At 59.4% G+C, this 19,860-nt stretch carries 22 protein-coding genes and 2 pseudogenes; 10 read left to right on the forward strand and 14 right to left on the reverse strand.

All coding sequences use genetic code 11. From position 1 onward, the window contains the following. The first annotated feature begins 7 nt into the window (after positions 1-7). Positions 8-751: a helix-turn-helix domain-containing protein gene (locus AB4Y87_RS19260; RefSeq protein ID WP_442005887.1), complete on the forward strand. Its 744-nt coding sequence runs from the start codon at positions 8-10 to the stop codon at positions 749-751. 299 nt (positions 752-1,050) lie between these two features. On the opposite strand, the gene AB4Y87_RS19265 is transcribed toward AB4Y87_RS19260, so the two are convergent. Then, positions 1,051-2,547, reverse strand: coding sequence for an amino acid permease (locus tag AB4Y87_RS19265; RefSeq protein ID WP_442005888.1), 1,497 nt, complete (start codon positions 2,545-2,547; stop codon positions 1,051-1,053). Between the two features lie 444 nt (positions 2,548-2,991). On the opposite strand from AB4Y87_RS19265, the gene AB4Y87_RS19270 reads away from it, so the two are divergent. The 4 genes from AB4Y87_RS19270 to AB4Y87_RS19285 all read left to right on the forward strand — a co-directional run bounded on the left by AB4Y87_RS19270 (position 2,992) and on the right by AB4Y87_RS19285 (position 6,311). Continuing rightward, complete coding sequence (locus tag AB4Y87_RS19270) at positions 2,992-3,408, forward strand: RidA family protein (RefSeq protein ID WP_442005889.1); 417 nt, start codon at positions 2,992-2,994, stop codon at positions 3,406-3,408. Then, positions 3,402-4,643, forward strand: coding sequence for a MalY/PatB family protein (locus AB4Y87_RS19275; RefSeq protein ID WP_442005890.1), 1,242 nt, complete (start codon positions 3,402-3,404; stop codon positions 4,641-4,643). The genes AB4Y87_RS19270 and AB4Y87_RS19275 overlap by 7 nt, the downstream gene beginning before the upstream one ends. A gap of 143 nt (positions 4,644-4,786) precedes the next feature. Then, positions 4,787-5,536, forward strand: coding sequence for a helix-turn-helix transcriptional regulator (locus AB4Y87_RS19280; protein ID WP_442005891.1), 750 nt, complete (start codon positions 4,787-4,789; stop codon positions 5,534-5,536). Between the two features lie 211 nt (positions 5,537-5,747). Further along, on the forward strand, positions 5,748-6,311 hold the full coding sequence (locus AB4Y87_RS19285) for an OsmC family protein (protein ID WP_442005892.1): 564 nt from the start codon (positions 5,748-5,750) through the stop codon (positions 6,309-6,311). Positions 6,312-6,451: 140 nt separating this feature from the next. Here the strand turns inward: AB4Y87_RS19285 and AB4Y87_RS19290 are convergent, their stop codons facing one another. After that, complete coding sequence (locus tag AB4Y87_RS19290; protein ID WP_442005893.1) at positions 6,452-6,853, reverse strand: nuclear transport factor 2 family protein; 402 nt, start codon at positions 6,851-6,853, stop codon at positions 6,452-6,454. An 84-nt stretch (positions 6,854-6,937) separates the two neighbouring features. On the opposite strand from AB4Y87_RS19290, the gene AB4Y87_RS19295 reads away from it, so the two are divergent. Continuing rightward, a complete protein-coding gene (locus AB4Y87_RS19295) occupies positions 6,938-7,321 on the forward strand; it encodes a winged helix-turn-helix transcriptional regulator (RefSeq protein ID WP_442005894.1) in 384 nt (127 codons plus the stop codon). A gap of 61 nt (positions 7,322-7,382) precedes the next feature. On the opposite strand, the gene AB4Y87_RS19300 is transcribed toward AB4Y87_RS19295, so the two are convergent. After that, positions 7,383-7,895 carry a CGNR zinc finger domain-containing protein gene (locus AB4Y87_RS19300; RefSeq protein ID WP_442005895.1) on the reverse strand — a complete coding sequence of 171 codons (513 nt, stop codon included), beginning with the start codon at positions 7,893-7,895 and terminating at the stop codon, positions 7,383-7,385. 47 nt (positions 7,896-7,942) lie between these two features. On the opposite strand from AB4Y87_RS19300, the gene AB4Y87_RS19305 reads away from it, so the two are divergent. Continuing rightward, positions 7,943-8,878 (forward strand): AEC family transporter, encoded by a 936-nt coding sequence (locus tag AB4Y87_RS19305; RefSeq protein WP_442005896.1) that lies wholly within the window; start codon positions 7,943-7,945, stop codon positions 8,876-8,878. Between the two features lie 123 nt (positions 8,879-9,001). Here AB4Y87_RS19305 and AB4Y87_RS19310 read toward each other — a convergent pair whose 3' ends face one another. From AB4Y87_RS19310 to AB4Y87_RS19320, 3 genes are read right to left on the reverse strand one after another with little or no spacing between them, the layout of a single operon-like run. Next, positions 9,002-9,805 carry an amino acid ABC transporter ATP-binding protein gene (locus tag AB4Y87_RS19310; protein WP_442005897.1) on the reverse strand — a complete coding sequence of 268 codons (804 nt, stop codon included), beginning with the start codon at positions 9,803-9,805 and terminating at the stop codon, positions 9,002-9,004. Beyond that, positions 9,802-10,740: an amino acid ABC transporter permease gene (locus AB4Y87_RS19315; RefSeq protein ID WP_442005898.1), complete on the reverse strand. Its 939-nt coding sequence runs from the start codon at positions 10,738-10,740 to the stop codon at positions 9,802-9,804. The genes AB4Y87_RS19310 and AB4Y87_RS19315 overlap by 4 nt, the downstream gene beginning before the upstream one ends. Positions 10,741-10,767: 27 nt before the next feature. After that, complete coding sequence (locus tag AB4Y87_RS19320) at positions 10,768-11,694, reverse strand: ABC transporter substrate-binding protein (RefSeq protein ID WP_442005899.1); 927 nt, start codon at positions 11,692-11,694, stop codon at positions 10,768-10,770. A 217-nt stretch (positions 11,695-11,911) separates the two neighbouring features. Here AB4Y87_RS19320 and AB4Y87_RS19325 point away from each other — a divergent pair, with 217 nt between their 5' ends. Both AB4Y87_RS19325 and menC read left to right on the forward strand, forming a co-directional pair. After that, a complete protein-coding gene (locus tag AB4Y87_RS19325; RefSeq protein ID WP_442005900.1) occupies positions 11,912-12,745 on the forward strand; it encodes a GNAT family N-acetyltransferase in 834 nt (277 codons plus the stop codon). After that, positions 12,742-13,848 carry an o-succinylbenzoate synthase gene (gene menC / locus AB4Y87_RS19330; RefSeq protein WP_442005901.1) on the forward strand — a complete coding sequence of 369 codons (1,107 nt, stop codon included), beginning with the start codon at positions 12,742-12,744 and terminating at the stop codon, positions 13,846-13,848. The genes AB4Y87_RS19325 and menC overlap by 4 nt, the downstream gene beginning before the upstream one ends. Before the next feature lie 53 nt (positions 13,849-13,901). Here menC and AB4Y87_RS19335 read toward each other — a convergent pair whose 3' ends face one another. The 6 genes from AB4Y87_RS19335 to AB4Y87_RS19360 form a co-directional block, all read right to left on the reverse strand. Next, a complete protein-coding gene (locus AB4Y87_RS19335; protein WP_442005902.1) occupies positions 13,902-15,503 on the reverse strand; it encodes a PucR family transcriptional regulator in 1,602 nt (533 codons plus the stop codon). 11 nt (positions 15,504-15,514) lie between these two features. Then, positions 15,515-16,657 (reverse strand): M20 family metallopeptidase, encoded by a 1,143-nt coding sequence (locus tag AB4Y87_RS19340; RefSeq protein WP_442005903.1) that lies wholly within the window; start codon positions 16,655-16,657, stop codon positions 15,515-15,517. A 103-nt stretch (positions 16,658-16,760) separates the two neighbouring features. Next, the gene (locus AB4Y87_RS19345; protein WP_442005904.1) at positions 16,761-17,381 is read right to left on the reverse strand and encodes an MBL fold metallo-hydrolase; all 621 of its coding nucleotides are present in this window, start codon (positions 17,379-17,381) and stop codon (positions 16,761-16,763) included. A gap of 132 nt (positions 17,382-17,513) precedes the next feature. Continuing rightward, positions 17,514-18,116: a TMEM175 family protein gene (locus AB4Y87_RS19350; protein ID WP_442005905.1), complete on the reverse strand. Its 603-nt coding sequence runs from the start codon at positions 18,114-18,116 to the stop codon at positions 17,514-17,516. Between the two features lie 283 nt (positions 18,117-18,399). Next, positions 18,400-18,531: a hypothetical protein gene (locus AB4Y87_RS19355; RefSeq protein ID WP_442005906.1), complete on the reverse strand. Its 132-nt coding sequence runs from the start codon at positions 18,529-18,531 to the stop codon at positions 18,400-18,402. A 232-nt stretch (positions 18,532-18,763) separates the two neighbouring features. Then, complete coding sequence (locus AB4Y87_RS19360; RefSeq protein WP_442005907.1) at positions 18,764-18,976, reverse strand: type II toxin-antitoxin system RelE family toxin; 213 nt, start codon at positions 18,974-18,976, stop codon at positions 18,764-18,766. Between AB4Y87_RS19360 and AB4Y87_RS19365 the strand changes: the two are divergent. Then, positions 18,909-19,224: pseudogene (locus tag AB4Y87_RS19365) on the forward strand (winged helix-turn-helix domain-containing protein); the annotation flags it as partial. The gene AB4Y87_RS19360 and the pseudogene AB4Y87_RS19365 sit on opposite strands and share 68 nt — an antisense overlap. 124 nt (positions 19,225-19,348) lie before the next feature. Here the strand turns inward: AB4Y87_RS19365 and AB4Y87_RS19370 are convergent. Beyond that, positions 19,349-19,567: a hypothetical protein gene (locus AB4Y87_RS19370; RefSeq protein ID WP_442005908.1), complete on the reverse strand. Its 219-nt coding sequence runs from the start codon at positions 19,565-19,567 to the stop codon at positions 19,349-19,351. A 148-nt stretch (positions 19,568-19,715) separates the two neighbouring features. Further along, positions 19,716-19,860, reverse strand: a pseudogene (locus AB4Y87_RS19375) (IS481 family transposase); the annotation flags it as partial.

A 19,860-nucleotide genomic window follows, 5' to 3' on the forward strand; every position in this document is an offset into this window, starting at 1 on the left:
GAACACCGTGAGCGCACCAGCCCCCGAGGAACGATCGGACGCGGCCACACAGCTTGGCAGTCGGCTCCGGAATGCCCGGCAAAGCGTCAGGCTGTCCCTGCGCGAACTCGCGCGCCGCGCAGACGTTTCCGCCAGCCTCGTTTCACAAATCGAGCTTGGCCGCACGTCACCGTCCGTGGGAACCCTTTACGCCCTCGTCTCCGAATTGGGCCTGTCACTGGACACCCTGATGCAGGATGGGGCCCTGTTGAGTATTCCGTCTCCAGTAACGAACCTCCGGATGGCTGACACCGCCGTCGCAACCGGGGAAGCGGAAACCAAGTCCGCGGAGGACCAGCACCGGGTCACCCATTCAGTGACCTCCATGGCGGCCAATCCACTCCCAGGGCTGCTTGAAGCGAGGGACCGTCCAAAACTACGAGTCGACGGTGTCCTCTGGGAGCGGCTGACCGCTGAGAACGACCCCAGCGTGGAGCTGCTTCGCGTGACGTACCGAAGCGGCACAGAATCCTGCCCGCCGGACAACCTCATGCGGCATGGTGGGCATGAGTACTTCCACATCCTTGAAGGAAGGCTCCACGTGGAGGCAGGCTCCTCGTCGGGAACGCTTAACGCCGGGGACAGCATCAATTTCTTATCGTCCCTCCCACACCGGCTTAGCAATCCATTCACCGAGGACTGTGTAGCCATCTGGGTGGTGGTCGGCCGGCGAAGCCAGGACCCGGACAACACCGTCTCGCCCATTGCATAGGCCCGACGCAAACTGTCCGTACAAGTCTTACGGAACATGGAATGGAGCCCCAGACGGCCGTAGGGCAATGCGTTCCGTTGGTTGGTCTCAGAATTCTACTTCCAGTTGCGGCTTCCGTGATCAGCCGCGGACGCTCCGAGTTCCTTCGCGCATTGGAGTTGGTGTTGGTTCACCGGGAGGCTGTTGATTCCGGGGTTCATGGCTTGTGCTCGTGCGTGAGCCAAACCATTGCAGGGTTCAGGGAACGGGCGGATGACCATTGCCGGGGCTATGGTCATCCACCTCGTTCGATACGCACCTTACGGCTGCCGCCCTGTGGCCTGGGTGACGATGGGCGCCGCTCCGGTGTGGCCGTCGCGTGCAGCGGCAATCTCGCGGATCCGCCCGCGGCATGCGTACCAGCCTGCGATCATGAGCGCTACCGCGATTGCGGTTACGACCACGGTCAACGGGGAGTCTATAAGAATCATGACAAGGACCACGGCTAGGAAGGCAATGGTTAGATAGCCCGTAAACGGGGCTCCGGGCATGCGGAAGGAGGGACGTTGGGTCCACCCTTTCCTGGCCCACCTCTGAAATTGGATTTGGCACAGGACGATCGCGGCCCACGCGACGATGATGCCAACGGCCGCAATGTTGAGGACGATCTCGAATGCGTCGCCCGGGACGATGTAGTTCAGCGGGATACCGAGGAAGGAGACTGCTGCCGTGATGGCTATGCCGCCGTAGGGCACGCCGGCCTTGTTCATTCGAAGTGCGAATCTCGGCGCTGAGCCGGCGGCGGCCATCGAGCGTAGGATGCGTCCGGTGGAGTAGAGCCCGGCGTTCAGCGAAGACAGGGCAGCTGTGAGCACAACGAGGTTCATGATGGAGTCGATGCCGTTGATGCCGATTGAGCTGAAGAACGTCACGAACGGGCTGACGCCCTTTTCATAAGCGGTGTAGGGCAGCAGCAGTGAGAGCAAGACGACGGATCCGACGTAGAAGAGCGCGATGCGGGCGATGACGGCGTTGATCGCCTTCGGCATGACCTTGGCTGGGTTCTCGGTCTCGCCGGCGGCAGTGCCGACGAGCTCAATTGAGCCGTAGGCAAAGATGATTCCCGACATGAGCAGGACCATCGGCAGAACGCCGTTCGGGAAGATTCCGCCGTTGTCGGAGATGAGCTGGAATCCGACCGCGCCACCGGTAGGAGTGCCGAAGACGACGAAATAGATGCCCACGAGGAGGAACGCGACCAGTGCGGTGACCTTGATGAGGGCAAACCAGAATTCCATCTCCCCGAAGACCTTGACGGAGACAAGGTTGAGGGCGAGGACGAGCACCAGGGCGATCAGTGCCCAGCTCCACTGTGGGACCGCGGCGATCCAGGGGACGTACCTGCCGAAGAAGCTCATGTAGAGTGCGGCAGCGGTCGTGTCGGCGATCGTCGTCGCAGCCCAAACCAGCCAGTAGAACCATCCGACGGTGAACGCTGCCTTCTCGCCGAAGAATTCCCTCGCATAGGAGACGAACGAGCCCGACGACGGTCGGTGCAGTACGAGTTCGCCCAGGGCGCGCAGGATCAGGAAGGCGAAGGCCCCGCAGATCGCGTAGGCGATGAAGAGTGATGGCCCGGCTGCGGCAAGTCGGCCACCTGCGCCGAGGAACAGGCCGGTGCCGATCGCACCCCCGATAGCGATCATCTGGATTTGTCGGGATTTGAGTCCTTTCTGGTAGCCGGCATCCTCGGCGTGCAGTACGGGATCGGGTGCGTGCGCGTGTCCCGAGTCTGTGACGGGCGGCTGAATCGACATGGGAAGCCTTCCTGTTGGTTTGAGCCTGAAAAGGGCCTGATGGTCTACGGCGTAACCGCTGGAGTTGGGGTCCGGGCAGGCATTTGAGGGGATTGCCGTTCTGGGCGCCCGCGGTAGGGCTGTAGTGAGCAGAACGGGGATATGGGAAACCTGAACACCGAAGAACCGGAGATTCAAATCACAGTTGAGAGTATGCGGCAAGACACATCAAAAGATCAACAGTTTGTTGGAACAGTTTTGCCCTTGATGGCGGGCACGCCTAGAAATGTGCAGTTTGCAGGGACTGATTCAGCGTTGGCTCGGCCTACCGCATGTAAACGAAATGTGTAATAATTGTGGAAAGTTTCGCTTTACTCAAACTTTGTGTTGAATACACTTTGAGTTGGATCGGCGTGGCGTACCTGCTGTGCCGCGTCCGTCTCTCGAACGTCTGGAAGGTTTCTTATGGCTGAATCCGTTACGTCCACACCGCTCTATGAACGCGCGGTCCGGGTGGGGGATTTACTCTTTGTCTCCGGCCAACTCCCTATCGGAGATGGCGGCTTGCTGTATCCCGGGCGCGTAGGCCAGGAAGTTACAGTCGAGCAGGCGCGTGAGGCTGCAGTGCTTGCTGCCAGACGATGTCTGGATGTCGTCCGCGATGAACTCGGATCGTTGGACGCCGTGAAGGGTATCGCCAGGATCGGAGGGTACGTCTCAGCAGGGGAAGGATTCGTGGATGCACCCGCAGTGGTCGATGGCGCGTCGTGGCTCGCCGTCGATGTCTTGGGAGAAAAAGGCCATCATGCGCGGCTGGCAGTGGGAGTAGCCTCGCTGCCGCTGGGTGCATGTGTCGAGATTGAAATGACTGTGCAGTGCTAAGGACAGCCGAGAAGACTCAAACCGCCAGCTTCGCGGCAGTCGGGAATCCGCTTGAGGAGCTCTCCCTCGAACAGCTCCGCCAGCGCATGAGCATGAAATGGCGCACTCATCCCTCCGACGTGCTGCCTCTGTGGGTTGCTGAGATGGACGTCCGGCTCGCGCCGCCGGTTTCGGAAGCGCTGCACGAAGCCATCGACGCTGGAGACACCGGATACCCTGCAGGGACGGAGTTCGCGGAAGCCATAAGTGCGTTCGCTTCCCGGCGCTGGGGCTGGGATGGGCTGGCAGTCGAGCGCACCGCCGTCGTGCCTGACGTGATGATGGGCGTAGTCGAGATCCTGCGTCTGATTACAGATCCCGGCGACGCAGTCGTCGTCAACTCCCCGGTGTATGCGCCTTTCTATGCTTTCATCACCCATGATTCGCGCAGGATCGTTGAGGCACCGCTAGGGCAGGATCTCCGGATCAACCTCGCCACCCTCGAGGAAGCTTTCAAGCGCGCGCGGTCATCCGGACGGAATGCCGCGTACCTGATCAGCAATCCGCATAACCCGACCGGGGTGGTCCACAGCCCTGAAGAGCTCGCAGCTGTCGCCGCCCTCGCACACAACTACGGGGTCCGGGTCGTCTCGGACGAGATCCACGCCCCGCTCGTCCTTCCGGGAGCAACGTTCACGCCGTATCTGAGCGTGCCCGGGGCGGAGAGCGCGTTTGCGCTCACTTCGGCGTCAAAGGCCTGGAACCTTGCCGGCCTCAAGGCAGCACTCGCAATCGCCGGGCCCGACGCTGCCGATGATCTGAAGCGCATGCCCGAAGAGGTCAGCCATGGACCGAGCCATCTGGGTGTGATCGCCCAGACCGCCGCATTCCGTGATGGTGCAGAGTGGCTGAATGCCCTCCTCCGAGGCCTCGACGCGAACAGGGCCCTCCTCGGCAAGCTGCTCGCCGAGCATCTTCCCGGGGTCGGGTACGCTGCTCCCGAAGGGACATACCTGGCTTGGCTGGATTGCAGCCATCTGGCCCTCGATTCGTCAGCCGGGCACGAAGGCCTCGCTACCGTTTCCGACCTTGCCGGGCCGGCCAGGATGTTCCTCGACAAGGCTAGGGTCGCTCTGAGCTCCGGCCATGTCTTCGGCACGGGCGGGGCAGGACATGTTCGCCTTAACTTTGCCACGTCCCAGACCAATCTCACCGAAGCCATCACTCGGATGGGGCGAGCCGCCCACGTTGACTGAACCTTCCTTAGTTGCAACAGCATGTTGAACGAAGAAGGTCTATCTCAGGCTGCTTGCGGCCCTAGCGGATACGCTTCAACAAAAAGGCAGAAATTTATGGCGAGTCCGGGAACCTGGACCGCCTGCTAATCGGAAGGACAACAATGATGACCCAGATTGGTTCGGTCGGCTCAACAGCTCCATCCCCGGACGCGCTGCAGGGCATGGACGCCGAGTCCATCAACCGCGTCCTCGAGCTCCTGGTGGCACCCCTTCAGGCCGCGGTGCCTCAGCCCACCGAGGTTGTCCTTCATGATCTGCAGCGAATCCCTAACACCGTTCGTGCTATCGCCGGAGACGTTACTCGCCGCCAGATCGGAGACCCGCCTACCGACAAATTGCTCGAACGTGTGGCAGCCGGCGACTTCTCCCATGAGATCGGCTACCGCTCACAACTGCTCGACGGGAGAATCCTCCAAAGCACGACGATCATTTACATCGACAAGGAAGGCCGAGCCGCCGCGGCTCTGTGTCTGAATGCTGACGTATCGGCCTGGGTCACGCTCCGCTCAGCCTTGGACCGCTTCGTTCTCGGCCACGACGGCAGCTCCATGCTGGCGACCGCGACCGCGAACAGGGCAGCGTCGGTCGGCCCCCAGGGGAGCGAGTACTTCCCGCACAGTGTGGAGGAGCTCAGCTCCAAGCTCGTCGAGGCGGCGATCGCCGCCATTGGGGTCCCCGTTGAGCAAATGCGCAAGGAACACAAAGTGCAGGTCGTGGCGGAGCTGGAACGTCGTGGATTCTTCCTCGTAAAGCAGGCTGCCGAGACAGCGGCGACGGCACTCGGAGTCACCCGCTTCACCATTTACAACTATCTCAACGAACTCGGCGGAGAGGTCGAAGAGACAGCCTAACCCGACAGAAGGCAGCGTTACCCCGTTCCCTGGAACTCAAGCCTTCCTCATCGCCGGATCACCAGCAATGAACAATTCCCTACCCCGTCATGCCCGAAATGAGGCACTGGAGCATCACTCTGCCCGGCCAAGTCATGCGGGCAATCGTCCAGGCATGCATCAATCACCTTCCCTGTACAAGACAAATCGTCAAATAAACCAAGGAGAAAAAATGAACACCAGCACCACCACGAAGCCGTTCGCCGACCTCGCTGCTATCCAGGCAACCGTCGAGGCTGTCAGCGCCCAGCGTGAACTCGGCCGCGTCACTTTTACCATGAACAGCGAGTCCGCAGGCGGTCTGACAGCGAAGACCGAAACAGGCCCGCTGCTGCAGGCAGGCGTACCGGATAACTCACGACGTGGAAAGTACACACTGCATAGTGACGAGCCCATGTCGCTGCTCGGCACAGACACTGCCGTCAGCCCTGCTGAATACATCCTCAAAGGACTCGCCGGCTGCTACATGGTTACCCTTGCCTCACTCGCCGCAGCTCGCAACATCACCCTGGAGGAGATTCGGCTCACCCTCGGGTTCGATATCGATCTGAGTGGATTCCTCGGCATCGACGAGTCCGTCCGAAAGGGCGCAGAACACATCACGGTCAACGTGGAGCTCGAAAGCCCGGGCACTCCACGAGAAGATCTTCAGGACCTCGTCAAGGCACTGGAAGCGACCTCGCCAATCCGCGACACCCTTGCCAACCCCGTGAAAGTCACCACTGCACTGAACTAGGACCATGCGTGAGTTCCGGGCAGGGCTTCGAAGCCCGGCCCGGAAACTCCCATGAGCAGCCCTGTGACGATGTCGTCGCAGAAATTGTCCTGCCGCGCTGGCAGTCCGGGGCAGTGTCCTGGTCAGGACGCCTGTTGTATCTAGGCCTGTCCCCAGAATGAGTCTTCCGTCGCGCCATCGGCCGAGAACAAACGGACGTCTACGATGTTCCCCTGACGGACAGTGAGAAGGTCTACGCCCGCCATGTCCATGGAGGCGTCGGTCCGCGTGCCCGAGAACGTGACCGGGACGGCTACGAGCTCACCGTTGACCATTGCCGGCCCGGTAACAGCCAATTGGAAGGTCCCTTGGCTGGCTTCCATCATCCCGCCCAGCAAGGCACCTACGCCGTCGAGCCCTTTATGGTCACCGGAAAAGCGGTTGGACCCCGGCTGGTGCCACACCACGTCAGGACTCAGCAGCGCCATGGCTGCTGGCACGTCCCCCCGGCCAAGGGCTTCGAAGTACGAGGCGGCCACGGCCGCCGGTGTCTGATCATTCATCAGTTCTCCTTCAGTTGTGATTACGCAGCCATGGTTACATTCGGTAACCTGTTACATCAACGTAACTAAAGGAGCTGGGTTTGATTGGATGCGCCGGTTTGGAACATCATGGTGGCCACGTGCCCCTCACGTACTTCCCTGGCTAAGATCGCCAACAAGTGGACGGCAATGATCGTCATTGCCCTCAGCAAGGGCTCTTTGAGGTTTGGCGAACTCCGCGAAGAAGTAGATGGCATCAGCGGCAAGGTCCTGGCCGATACGTTGCGGGATTTGGAGCGTGACGGGATTATCGAGCGAACCGCATACAACGAGATGCCGCCGCGCGTGGAGTACGAACTCACTACGCTGGGCCACAGCCTGCGTGAGCCGCTGACGGCGCTGGGGCGCTGGGCCGAAGAGCACATCAACGAGGTACTGGCCGCGCGGGACGCCTACGACGATCGTCCCGGCACGCGACCCATGCCGTAAAGGCCGTCAGGCCGTAAAGCGTTGGCTTTGAGCATCTGGCGTGGCGGTGCGGAAGGCTGAATTACTTGCTGGGGGCTCCCTGTCGATGGCGCTGGACAGCATCATAATTGCCGCACTTGGCGGAACAGTACGAGCGCCTGCCGTTGCGGCTAGTATCCACAAACACTGTTTCGCAGCCTTGGCGGGTGCAAGCCCCTATTCTTTTTCCCGCAGATTCGACAGTGAACAGTGCAAGGCCTCCGGCTGTTACTGCTTTGACGCGCGCTACAACATCCTCCTCTTCGGGCGCCCAGTGCAGGTGAGGTTGCAGTCCGTCGTGAGTGCTCAGATAGGCCCGGCTGGTCCCGGCCTCCAAGAGTGAATTGATCGCCCTGCAAAGCCCTTCGGCATCTGTTGCGTCGAAGGCCTTCCGCAGCATCAGGGCCCATTGCCGGAGGCGTTCGGCTGAATTGGCGGTCAAAGACGAGGTCTTCCGGATTTGATGCTCGTCCAGAATGTGCAGGACACGCTCAACGCTCCAGTCGGGTCCGCCGGCAAGGTTGACCAGGTCTACTGCCAATTCAGGACCCGTCATGTTGTCATGGTTGAACTGCACTAACCCATTGCAGCACAGTTTTCCATATGCTGCTCGTAACCACCGCAATTATTCCTGTTGTATCGCTTCTTGTTCTTGGGGCGGTCTTGCGACGGAAGTTCCTCGTTGATTCCGGGTTTTGGGGCGGCATGGAATGGTTGAGCTACAAGGTTTTTACTCCGGCGCTGTTCATCTCATCCATCGCAGGCACGGATCTGAGCATCGTTCCCGTAGGGCCGCTCCTCCTGAGCGTCGGCGTGCCGATTGCCGTCATTGCTGCATTGGTCATCGGCTCGGCTCGCATGCTTCGCACCAATGGCCCCCGGTTGACTTCACTGGTGCAAGGCGCTGTCCGAATCAACACCTATGTTGGCCTCACCTTTGCCGGCGCGCTCCACGGCCAGGAGGGAGTGGCTACCTTCGCCCTAGCCAGCGCTGTTGTTGTGCCATTGGTGAATGTGATCTGCGTGGGAACATTGTCCGCATACGGCGACAAGCTGGCCTTGGTGCGCCGCAGGCCGCTGTGGCGGGAGTTGCTTGAAAATCCGCTCATCCAAAGCTGCGCTCTGGGACTGCTTCTTAACCTGGCGGACTTGCCTCTTCCGGAGTTTGTGTCCGCGGCACTCACTATGCTGGCCGCCCCCGCCCTCGCCTGCGGAACGCTCATTGCCGGGGCGGCGCTCCACGCTGACATTCGATGGCGGGATACAGCCGATATTGCGGCAGTTTCTCTACTGAAGCTCGTCGTGCTTCCGCTTTCGGCTGCCGCCATTGCCATACCCTTAGGCGCCGCGGGAGCCGGCCTCAGCAGTATCGTGCTGATCTGCGCCATCCCGACGGCGCCCTCAGCCTACGTCCTGGCCAGCCGGATGGGCGGTGATGTCCGCCTTATGGCAGCGATAACAGGTACACAAACCGTGCTTGCCATGGGCACTCTGCCTGTAGTTCTGATGCTCGTGGACCTCATGAAAGCGCGGTTCTAAACCCTGAATAGGCTTCACAGGAGACCCTTTCTGGCCATCCCGGGACCGGCCCCAGCAACGGCAACAGCGGAATCCATCATCAGATGGATACTTCCGAACACATCGAAGCCTTTCTCTGGAAAGTCAGAGGACGGAGTTGAGGAATGTTTGGGTGCGTTCATTTTGTGGGTTGCGGATGATTTGTTGTGCTGGGCCTTGTTCGATGATGGCGCCTTCTGCCATGAATACGACGCGGTCAGCGACGTCGCGGGCGAAGTTCATTTCGTGGGTAACCACCACCATGGTCATGCCTGATTGGGCGAGGTCTTTCATGACCTTGAGGACTTCTCCGACCAGTTCAGGGTCCAGTGCGGAGGTGGGTTCATCGAAGAGCATCAGTTTTGGTTCCATGCACAGGGCCCTGGCGATAGCGACGCGTTGTTGTTGGCCACCGGAGAGTTGGCGTGGGTAGGCGTTTGCTTTGTCTGCCAGGCCGACGCGTTCCAGTAGTTGGAGTGCTCGCGGGGTGACTTCTGTTTTCCTTTGCTTCAGAACCTGTCGGGGCGCTTCGATAAGGTTTTCCAGCACGGTCATATGGGGGAAGAGGTTGAAGTGTTGGAAAACCATGCCGATGTCCGCGCGGCTGCGCCGAATGTCGGCGTCTTTTTGTTCGTGTAGCTTGTTGCCTTTGATGTCATATCCAATGACTTTTCCGTCGACCCACATACGGCCGCCGTTGATCCGTTCGAGGTGGTTGATGCAGCGCAGCAGGGTGCTTTTGCCTGATCCTGAAGGGCCGATCAGGCAGACTACCTCGCCAGGGTCGATTTCAAGGTTGATTCCTTTGAGGACGTGGAGCGAACCGTAGTTTTTCTCCACGCCTTCTGCTTTGATCATGGTTCGCGGTCCAGTGACTACTCCGGCCGGTTGGGTCGTGGTGCTGGTCATCGTATACCGCCTTTTCTGGTTGGCCGATGGTGGGTGTTGAAGAAGAGCGTGAGGCTCTGCCAAGGGGTGAGGGGGAGGTTGCGTTGGTTGCCTTTGGCGTACCGGCGTTCCAGGTAGTACTGGCCGATGCTCAGGATGGAGGTGATGATGATGTACCAGATACTGGCCACAATCAGCAGCGGTATGGTTTCGAAGGTCCTGGCGTAGATGATTTGTGACGAGTAGAGAAGTTCCGGGACAGAGATCACTGACACCAAGGATGTGGTTTTGAGCATGCCGATGGTTTCATTTCCGGTGGGGGGAATGATGACTTTCATGGCTTGGGGCAAGATAATGCGCTGCAAAGTGCGGAAGCGGCTGATTCCCAGGGCGCCTGCTGCTTCTGCCTGGCCATGATCTACGGAGAGAATTCCTGCGCGTACGATTTCGGACATGTACGCTCCTTGGTTCAGACCGAGACCAAGTATCGCTGCTGTTATCGGGGTGATGAACTGGTTCGCGTCCAGGGCCACTCCAGGTATGCCGAAGCTGATCACCGGGTAGAGCGCCGCGAGGTTGTACCAAAAGAGAAGTTGGACCAAAACCGGCGTGCCTCGGAAGAAGTTTACGTACGCTGATGCTGCGGCACGGATCACGGGGTTAGGGGAGAGCCTCATTACGGCCAGGACCACGCCCAGGACGATTCCGATCACCATGGAAACAGCTGTGAGCATCAATGTGACGGCTATGCCGTTCACAATTGAAACATCACGGATGTACTTACCGACTGTTTCCCACCCGAAGCGGGGATTGGTCACTACTGACTGCAATGCCAGCGCGGCGAGGACAAGAATCAAAGCTCCTGAAACCCAGCGGCCAATATACTTTGCCTTCACCGTGGTGAACTCATCAAGAGACCTCTGCGGCGTTTCTATGGGAAGTGTTGTTGCTGCCATTGGATATCCCTTTGTCTACTGTGGCTCTTATTTGGAGATCTGATCAGCCGTGATGCTGGACCCTGAGGGGATTCCCCAGCGCTTGTTGATGTCGGAGTATGTTTTGCTCTGCACAATTGCTTTCATGGCAGCGGTGATCGCCGGGCGCAAGCCGGACTCTTTGTTCAGGGCAATACCAGTGAGCCTCGGCTCGTAGTCGCCACCAGCCGCCAACTCGAATTTGTTCTCGGCAAGTGCTCCTTGATAGCTCAAAGGAATACTGTCTGCCATCACGCCATCGACCCGCCCTGACAGGAGCGCAAGGTTTGCGTCTGTCTGGGTGGGAAACACAGCCTGATTGATTGCCTGTTCGCCGCTGCCGGTACATTCCTCTGACATGGTCGGGAGGATGTCGAGGGATTCGTGGGTGCCCTTTTGTGCGGCGATCTTCTTACCGCACAAGGAAGCGGCGGTCATCGATAGTTTGGCCGGGTTCCCGGGTAGGACGGCCATGCCGGAACCACCAGAGATGTATGGAACGAAGTCGACCACCTTCTGTCGCTCTTCCGTGACGTTGAAGGCCGACATGCCGGCGTCGTACTTGTTGGAGGCCAATCCCGGCAGGATCGTGTCGAACGTAGCTGGAACATATTGCGCCTTGAGCCCGAGGGAGGACGCCAGGACATTGCCCATGTCCACGTCCCAGCCGATGACTGTCTTGTTGTCGGTCTCAAAGTATTCAAACGGGGGATACGTGGGGTCTGTTGCCATCACCAGCGTGCCTTTGTCCCGCATGGACTGAGGTAGCAGGGCACGGGCTTCTTCATTTACTCCGCCTTGTTCGCTGGCTGAAGAGACAGGTGCCGTTGCCGGGTTCTGCGCGGAAGCGTCACCTTGCGATGCTGTTGTGCAGCCGCTGACGGAAGACATGACCAGGGCTGCGGTGAGGAGCGCCAACTTATTGCTGATTCGCATCGTTAGTACCTTTCGTGAAGGGGGCCTGCGGACATTCGTTGATGGGCGCCCAGTCGGATCCTTGGGAGGCTCGTGACTTGGGCCACTATTGCTGCAGGCGCCTACTGAGCTTGGCATCGGAGATCGACGGCCGAATGGTTCTCCCAGACAAAAATGCGTCGCAATTTAGTTGTCCGCGACAAAGGACGGACTGCTGCCGCCCTAGAACATGGAGGGCATGAGAACTGATTCAGAACCCCTCGCATCCGCTCGTGACGTTGCGGCGAAGTCGGCAGCAAGGGCGGCGCTTACTTTGCGGCCGCTAACCTCAAAAGGCGAATTCGCTGCTGCCTCTGACCTGCTGGCAGGCATCTGGGGCACAAGCCGGGACGCGTCGCCGCTGTCCTCCGATCTTCTCCGCAGTTTGAGCCATGCGGACGCCTGCGTAACCGGAGCCCTGTCTGGTGAGGAGGTGGTGGGCGTCGCAGTAGCGATCTCAGGGCCTCCCGTCTCTGAAGTGATGTACTCACTCATTGCCGGAGTAAAACCGGGATTTGCTGGTCGGGGAGTGGGCATCGCACTCAAATACGCCCAGCGCGTTTGGTCTCTCGAGCGGGGTGCCAAACGGATGTTGTGGACTTACGACCCCTTGATTCGCAGGAACGCCCATTTCAACCTCGTGCGCTTGGGAGCACGGGTGCAGAATTACATCCCGGAGTTTTACCCACCCATGCACGATTCTCTAAACAGGATGGACCGCACGGACCGTCTATGCGTGAGTTGGGACCTGGCGTCGGCTACTCCGTCGACCCCAGAGGACGACGACGGACCGATCGCCCTTCGCGCCGGGGAGAACGGCAGCCCTCAACGCTCTGGCATTGCACCGCAACCGCGGATGCGGGTCTGGATCCCCCGTGATATCGAGTCGATGCGGCTTGACGACAACGCTTTGGCAATGCGATGGCGTGTTTCCATGGCGGATGTCCTGCAAGAAGCAGAAGCGCAGAACTTAGTGCCCGTGTCGGTTTCTGGCTCCGGGTACTACGTGCTGGACACGGTGAGTGCACAATGAGCGCGGCATTCAAGGTTGAATTGCGAAGGGTGCGCATGCCCCTTGCCGGCGAGTTCAGGACATCGCGTGGCAGCGAGTCAGTGCGCGAGATGCTTCTGGTCCGATGGGTCACAGACAACTCAGAAGGTTGGGCCGAATGCGCAGCAGATGCCGAGCCGGTCTATTTTCCGGAACGCCTTGAATCAGCGCGACTCCTCATCGCGGAGGTACTGGTCCCGTTGCTAGCAAAAATTCCCACGATTGATGCGGCCGGTGCGCATGTGGCGATGAAGCGGGTCCCCGGGAACCCGTTGGCTAAGGCTGCGCTTGAGAGCGCGATCCTTGATGCCGAACTCCGCGCGCACGGAATGTCCATGAAGTCCTACCTTGGTGGCTCCCGCGAGAAAATCAGGGTCGGCGTTTCAGTAGGTATTTGTGAATCGTTGAGTGATTTGATCCGCCAAGTCGAAGGGTACGTTGCAGAGGGATATTCTCGCGTAAAACTGAAAATAGCTCCGGGGTGGGATGTTGAGCCGGCCCGGGCCATTAGACGCGAGTTCGGTGAGGACCTGCTTCTTCAGGTAGATGCAAACCAGGCGTACACGATCGCTGACGTCAGCACGCTTCGCCGGCTGGACACCTTTGATCTCCTCTTGTTGGAGCAGCCCCTTCCAGCGGAGGACCTGTGCGGTCACGCCCGGCTGGCAGGCTATCTGCAGACGCCCATTTGCCTCGATGAATCCATTACTTCCTGTGCTTCCGCTGCTACCGCAATTCAGATGGGGGCGGCACAGATCATCAATATCAAGCCAGCACGGGTGGGTGGTTACCTTGAAGCTCGGGCCATCCATGATCTCTGCCTCGCCCAGAGCATACCCGTTTGGTGCGGTGGCGTGCTTGAGACCGCGATTGGTCGGGCAGCTAATCTGCAATTGGCTTCATTGCCGGGTTTTACCCTTCCATCCGATATTTCAGCCACGAAACGCTACTACACCAAGGACATAGGCCAGGAGTTTCATATCGAGTCTGGAACCATAAGCGTTCCACACGGTCCCGGAACCGGAGCAGTCATTGACTTGGACTACTTGGAATCGGTCAGCGTGGAACAGGAATGGTTGATGTAGGTACTGCTTGGACGACTGGAACAAATGCGTCGGGTGAAGGCGGGAAGGGCGCGTTAAAGCCGTTCCCGCCGGCGCAGGTGGAGCTGTAGCCACATGATGAGACGTTGGCCCGGGTTGTCCACATCGATTCCAAACTTCTTTGTCAGCTGCCTCATACGGTAACGCTGCGAATTTTCATGGACCATCATTAATTCCGCTGCCCTACGGTTATCGCCAAAGGTGTCTAAAAACGCCAATAACGTGGCAGCGTACTCCGTGCCGTTGGCTGCATCGTAGTCAAGGATCTCTCGGACAGATCCCAGCAATCGCTCGGGGGCAGCGACCGTTCCTTCAGAAAGCTCCTGCAGCAAAATCCGGTGGCGATCTTTTTCGGTGGACATGGCTTCATCCAAGGCTTCGATATTCTGAAACCGGAAGGCTGTTTCGATGTCGGTATGTGCTCCTTTTAAGTCGGCAACTGTATGCAGTGGCCCGGAGTAAGCGCATCGGAGATGAACTTCCGCCGTACCGGCTACGGCACGCTGTGAGGCCGTAAGGAAATTCCTGATTCGCTCGTCGGTCAACTGGTCCGCCCCGGGAATGAGCACAAACACCCGATTCGCGAGCACGGTGCAGGAAGCGGCTCTCCGAACCGCTTCGGCGTTCAGCGCGACGATGTCTGCGATCCTGCCCAGGTCAATATCAGCTCCAGTTTCGATGGCGTTCGCGAAACCGATCAACACCGCCGGCATCTGCTTCTCAAGGGTGAGTGCGGCCCCAGGCTCCATTTGTACGCCACCCAGGGCGGCCGTCAGCAATTCGCCGCGCCGATGGCGCTGCAAACTGAATGCGCTGGCCGCATGTAAAAGGTGCAGGGATGCAATGGGTGCAGCATCGGCGAGTACGCTGGCGATTTCTTCGCTTCTGGTGCCGCCTTCGTCAAAAGCCCACAACGAGCCAACCAGCCTTGATCCGACTCTTACAGGCATTGCCACTCGCTCCAAGGCGCCATGTTCCTGGTCAAAAAAGACCGGGGTGGTCGCCATGGCCACAGCTCGGTACCGCGCCAAGTACCAAGGCAAGTCCGGCACAGCACGCCCCAGAATCGCATCGCGTCGGCTATCGTCCGTACCCTGATCGGCAATATTTGAATACGCCACCACTTCTCGATTGACGTTCTCAATCGTGATGGCAGTTCCCGCCATCGCAGCTATCGCATTCGCCAGACTGAACAAATCACCGGGAGCGATATCCGCGATAGAGGCAGTCCGCATTTCTGCCGGATCAGAAACAGCGGCACTGATCAGCGCATGAAGCGAGTTCCAGGAGGCGTCATCTTGAGCAACGAGCACCTGGACCCTTCCGGCACCCGAAACATCTATTGTTTCCTTGGCCGAGTCACGAGACTTCAAGACGACGGCAGCGTACTCGCGCTCTGCCGCTTCCTTGATGGCGGACGATGCAGCGTCGGGCGCCAAGGATGCGCCCGTCATGAGAAGAACACCGCCCTTGATAGGCGGGACTTCCTCCAATGGATCCCAAACAACCGACGCCCGGACATCCGGGTCTGCTGGCAAAGAGCCGTCGCGCGGACCATAAGGAGTCAACAGCAAAGGACCCAGAGCCGCCAGCAGCTCGCTCAAAGAGGTGTACGGAGGCGAAGCGGCTCCGCTCATGCCAAACACTCCTACTGGTTTGTACTGCCCTCGATGGGACGCGCCAACAAAGAGTCGACGAGTCCGGCCAGCAACGCAGCCCGCTCGGGCATGGCGCTGATCTGGACCCATTCTCCCTCGCTGTGCGCGCCGGCACCAACAGCCCCCAAACCATCAAGGGTAGGTATTCCCAAAGCTGCGGTTAAGTTTCCGTCGGAAGTGCCCCCGGCCATCACTCCGCGGAGCGGAGGCAGACCTAAAACGGCGGCTACCTCACTGGCACGATCAAACAGAGCTGACGCCTGGGCTTGTTCAAGTGGTCCTCTGTCAATCCCTCCCTCAACTTGGAGGACTGCACCGTCCAGCTTGGGCCGCAGACACCTCAAAGCAGCGTCAACCCGCTCCAACTCAGACATTGAGGTGGCACGAACATCAATGTCCAGCCAGGCTGATGGCGGAACCTGATTGGATGCTTCCCCTGAACGAAGCGTAGTGGGCGTAACAGACGTGCCTCGGGCAATGTCCTGCAGGTCATCTATCAGGGGAATCTGTTGAGCGATCTCGACGGTAGCGTTTATCCCGGCCTCCGGCTCAAGGCCAGCATGCGAGGCACGCCCACGGACATGAAGTCGGTACATGCCCGAACCTTTGCGGCTCGTTTTGAACGCCCCATCCAAGCTTGCCTCGAGTACCAGAACGGCTTCCACTTCGGCGGCAAGCTTCTCAATCGCACTACGGGAAGAAGCCGACCCGGTCTCCTCATCTCCGGTAATGAGGATCTGTATTCCATCCGGGCCGCCCAGTGCATGAACCGCGTAAAACGCCTGCACGATCCCGGCCTTCATGTCGAAGGACCCAGGCCCCGTTGCTTTGTCGCCATCCACGGAAAAGGGCCACCGACTGGTAGTACCGACGGGCCAAACAGTGTCGTAGTGACCCACGATGAGAATGCGAGGCTTAACACCCAAACTCCACAACAGGTGCGTGCATCCTTCGCCGGGGAGATAGACAGGCTCACTCCCTAGCAGACTTTTTCCAACAGCTGAGACCTTTTCGGCAGCTGCAACCAGCTCCATCGGCTGCGTTGATGGCGATTCTGAAGACACCAGCAGTTCCAAATCCTCGAGCATCCGAGGCTGAAGTTGAGATAAAGTTTCCATGAGTCGAACGGTCATGAGGATCTCCTAAAAGGGTTTTGCCTCATCATCCGCCGCTTCGCCACCACGCTGGACATCAACTTCGACAAATTTTCTTTCAGTTTTTGTCCGATTCAACAACTCAGATAGAGCGGAGCCATGGCTTGTGCGCGTGGGTGAGCCAAACCATTTCAGGGTTCAGGGAACGCACCAGCAGCTGGCCCTCTGTGCGGGGGTTGTCCAGTTCATCGAACCAAACTGCTGTGTCTCCAGCGATGACAGTAGGGCCTTCTTCTCCATCGATGACAACGATTTGTGAGCCCCGGGTGTGGCCTGGCGCTGAAAGGAGTCGTAGTCCTGGAAGCAGTTCCAACTCGCCGTCGACCGGAACGTAGTGCATTCCTGGCGGGTCCACCCATTCCGGGATGGTGTAGTCATTCTGGTTGCGGGCGTCGTCGAGTTCCTGGCGTTGGACGTAGATGGGCTTGCCCGCGAAGAGGTGGTTACCTCCGCAATGGTCAAAATGCAGGTGGGTGTTGACGACGATGTCGACGCTGCTGATGTCGAAGTCCTGCTCCGTCAGCGGGTAAATGCGGGGGTCCATGTCGGCGACCGCGGGGTGAAGCTGAGTCATGCCTGTGTCCACAAGCACCCGCCCGTCGGGGTGGTCAATAACGTGCACGTAGACCGGCATTGGTTCGCCTTCGGGAACCAGCTCGGCCACACGGATGGCGGTGACAGGGATTGCAGGGGCAGAATTCACTTCTTTACCTCAGTTCCAAATGATGGACATGACCTGTCCGGGTCCAGACTTCCATCTGCCAAGTTGTCTGTCGAGCAGCAGCACCAGAAGCAGGTTCCTCATTTTCGGCGCGCGAATCTCTGCGTTAGCCGATTAGCCGGCGCCGCTGTCGCTTTGATGAGCCCTGGCGACAAAGTGCTCAACCCGGCGGTCCGGGACCAGCCAGATCAGCGCCACAACGGTGAAGATGGCGATCCCGAACAGGGGCTGGACCAGGGTGGCTGCGATGCCGACCATATAGATCACGGGGGATGCTTTGCCTTTCCAGTCCCGTCCCACAGCCCGGGCCAGGGCCCCGTCCTTGCCTTGGGCGGCGATCAGGCGACGTTCCAGGATGTAGTACCCGAGCGCTGCACACAGCAGGTTGATTCCATACAACAGGACGGGCACCTGTGTGAAGCCGGACTCATCCATCCACCGAGTCGTGAAAGGGAAGAGCGACAGCCAGAACAGCAGGTGCAAATTGGCCCAGAGAATCCCGCCGTTCACTCGACTCGCCAGGTGGATCATGTGGTGGTGGTTGTTCCAGTAGATCCCGACATACACGAAGCTCAGAAGGTAGCTGAAGAGGGTCGGCAGAACTGCGGCCACGCCCTCCCATGTTGGCGTTTCCGGGGTGTGCAGCTCCAGGACCATGATGGTGATGATGATGGCCAGCACGCCGTCACTGAACGCCTCGAGCCGGTTCTTGTTCACAGGACCCGGTCCCGTCGCACGTGGCACTGCTTTCGGCTCACCCTGTCATCAGCCATAGTCGGCTCCTCTGAAGGTCTGCAATGTAGGGCGACACGCACCCGGTGGCTAGAGTACACCCGGTAGGTGGCGTGGCCGCGGCAACCCAAGACGCAAGCAGGGGAGGGCGTCAGCGTGAAAGGGGCAGCGTCACGGTCCCGGACGACGCCTTCGCCGCCGACCCTGACACCGGTCCCTCTGCTGCCATTCGCTCGTCCAGTTCAGGCCGAGCAGGTGGAAGGCACCCTTATTCGAAGGCAACGCTGTCGAGGGGCATCGCCTCGCAGATCCAAGCGGCAATCGACTGCGTGAGTTGGCATGGCCGGGCATCCTTCAAGGCCGCGGCATCAAAGTCCAGATATCCGACGCTAAGGGCCATGCCGATGAAAGCATGTAGAGCGGGAGTCGCGCTCTGCCAGCAAGGTTGCTATGTGGTGGCGTGACGAAGCCGCGTTATCAGCTCGGCCGATGGTTTCCCTCACCGTCGGCCCACTGACGCACCAGTTTCCGGAACTCTTATGGAATCCTGTTTCGCCGTCAGCCCGCCATGGGCGCCCAGTTAGATGGTGGTGACTCGTCAGGCTGACATGAAGCGCCAGGGGCTGCCGGCGTTAGTGCTGGTAGATGTCTCGGCGCTGGCCCATGGCAAGGACAAGGACGACGAGTTGTGCGTCCTGGATCTCGTGGATGATCCGATAGTCACCGGTGCGGACGCGCTTATCGCCGTTGCTGCCTGTGAGTTGCTTGGCATCGGGCGGCCTTGCCGTTTCGGCCGGATCCCGTACGGCAGTCCTGAACGGGAATGAACTGAGGATGACACGCACTGAATTCGACCTCCTGCTTGCCCTCCTTACGACCGGCAGGATTGTGGGGACCAAGGCAGATCTGGCGCGGCGTCTGCGAAATGACCTACGACGTCGACAGTTACGTCAGCGATGCGGATGAACGCGCCGTTGAGGTGCATACGGGCAATTTGCGCAAGAAGCTTGGCGACGGCAGCCAGAACCCGCGCTGGCTCGAGACCGCGCGCGGCGTTGGGTACCGGTTCGCGCCGCTGGCTCAGGGCAACTGACATGCGGGCTTGATTCGAGTTGATTCCTCAAATTTCGCCCCAGAGGGGAAGGACCGTACTCGGCCCGGTCCACTGGCCGTGAGATACGAGTCCGAAGAATTCGCCCGTCATGTAAGGTTTTGGCTCACTTCTTGCTACCGGTCAGCCAAGCGTCCAGTTCCTCATTAGTGGCGGAGTGAATCAGTTGCACTAGGGCCCAGTTGCCCTGATGATTCGGCGCCCTGCGGAGGTGGTCCTCCCAGTCTTCGGCGTATTCACGAAGAGCGGCGATTAGATCAATGGTCGCTTCTTCCGACGTCGTCTCCTCGGCTGCCAGGGCAAGCCGGGCAGGAACCTGGCCCAAGCCCCGTCCTCGTTGACTACCTGCGCTTTTGCCAAAACGTTATTCACTAAGAATTCCTTGAACAATCTGGTGTTCACCACAGGGGGAGTCCTACGATGCTCAATTATGGACGAAAGTCCGCCGCTCGTGTGCAGGAGTGCTCAACGCGCTAGGTGTATTGCCCACGGAGGTTGGTGACGCGGCTGGCTGGTGGCTGACCTTTGAGTGAGGTGTGGCCTCGATGATGATTGTAGTGATGGAGCCAGTCCGCGAAGGCGGCAACACGCTCGGTCTCTGATCGGTACGGGCGGGAG

The organism is Paenarthrobacter sp. RAF54_2, assembly GCF_052113945.1.
Classification (GTDB): domain Bacteria; phylum Actinomycetota; class Actinomycetes; order Actinomycetales; family Micrococcaceae; genus Arthrobacter.

What these genes read in the sequence shown, in the direction of transcription:
- AB4Y87_RS19265 (WP_442005888.1), bottom strand. Translation starts at nt 2,547, where the DNA reads ATGTCGATTCAGCCGCCCGTCACAGACTCGGGACACGCGCACGCACCC.
- AB4Y87_RS19270 (WP_442005889.1), top strand. Translation starts at nt 2,992, where the DNA reads ATGGCTGAATCCGTTACGTCCACACCGCTCTATGAACGCGCGGTCCGG.
- AB4Y87_RS19280 (WP_442005891.1), top strand. Translation starts at nt 4,787, where the DNA reads ATGATGACCCAGATTGGTTCGGTCGGCTCAACAGCTCCATCCCCGGAC.
- AB4Y87_RS19285 (WP_442005892.1), top strand. Translation starts at nt 5,748, where the DNA reads ATGAACACCAGCACCACCACGAAGCCGTTCGCCGACCTCGCTGCTATC.
- AB4Y87_RS19290 (WP_442005893.1), bottom strand. Translation starts at nt 6,853, where the DNA reads ATGAATGATCAGACACCGGCGGCCGTGGCCGCCTCGTACTTCGAAGCC.
- AB4Y87_RS19300 (WP_442005895.1), bottom strand. Translation starts at nt 7,895, where the DNA reads ATGACGGGTCCTGAATTGGCAGTAGACCTGGTCAACCTTGCCGGCGGA.
- AB4Y87_RS19305 (WP_442005896.1), top strand. Translation starts at nt 7,943, where the DNA reads ATGCTGCTCGTAACCACCGCAATTATTCCTGTTGTATCGCTTCTTGTT.
- AB4Y87_RS19310 (WP_442005897.1), bottom strand. Translation starts at nt 9,805, where the DNA reads ATGACCAGCACCACGACCCAACCGGCCGGAGTAGTCACTGGACCGCGA.
- AB4Y87_RS19315 (WP_442005898.1), bottom strand. Translation starts at nt 10,740, where the DNA reads ATGGCAGCAACAACACTTCCCATAGAAACGCCGCAGAGGTCTCTTGAT.
- AB4Y87_RS19320 (WP_442005899.1), bottom strand. Translation starts at nt 11,694, where the DNA reads ATGCGAATCAGCAATAAGTTGGCGCTCCTCACCGCAGCCCTGGTCATG.
- AB4Y87_RS19325 (WP_442005900.1), top strand. Translation starts at nt 11,912, where the DNA reads ATGAGAACTGATTCAGAACCCCTCGCATCCGCTCGTGACGTTGCGGCG.
- menC (WP_442005901.1), top strand. Translation starts at nt 12,742, where the DNA reads ATGAGCGCGGCATTCAAGGTTGAATTGCGAAGGGTGCGCATGCCCCTT.
- AB4Y87_RS19335 (WP_442005902.1), bottom strand. Translation starts at nt 15,503, where the DNA reads ATGAGCGGAGCCGCTTCGCCTCCGTACACCTCTTTGAGCGAGCTGCTG.
- AB4Y87_RS19340 (WP_442005903.1), bottom strand. Translation starts at nt 16,657, where the DNA reads ATGACCGTTCGACTCATGGAAACTTTATCTCAACTTCAGCCTCGGATG.
- AB4Y87_RS19355 (WP_442005906.1), bottom strand. Translation starts at nt 18,531, where the DNA reads ATGGCCCTTAGCGTCGGATATCTGGACTTTGATGCCGCGGCCTTGAAG.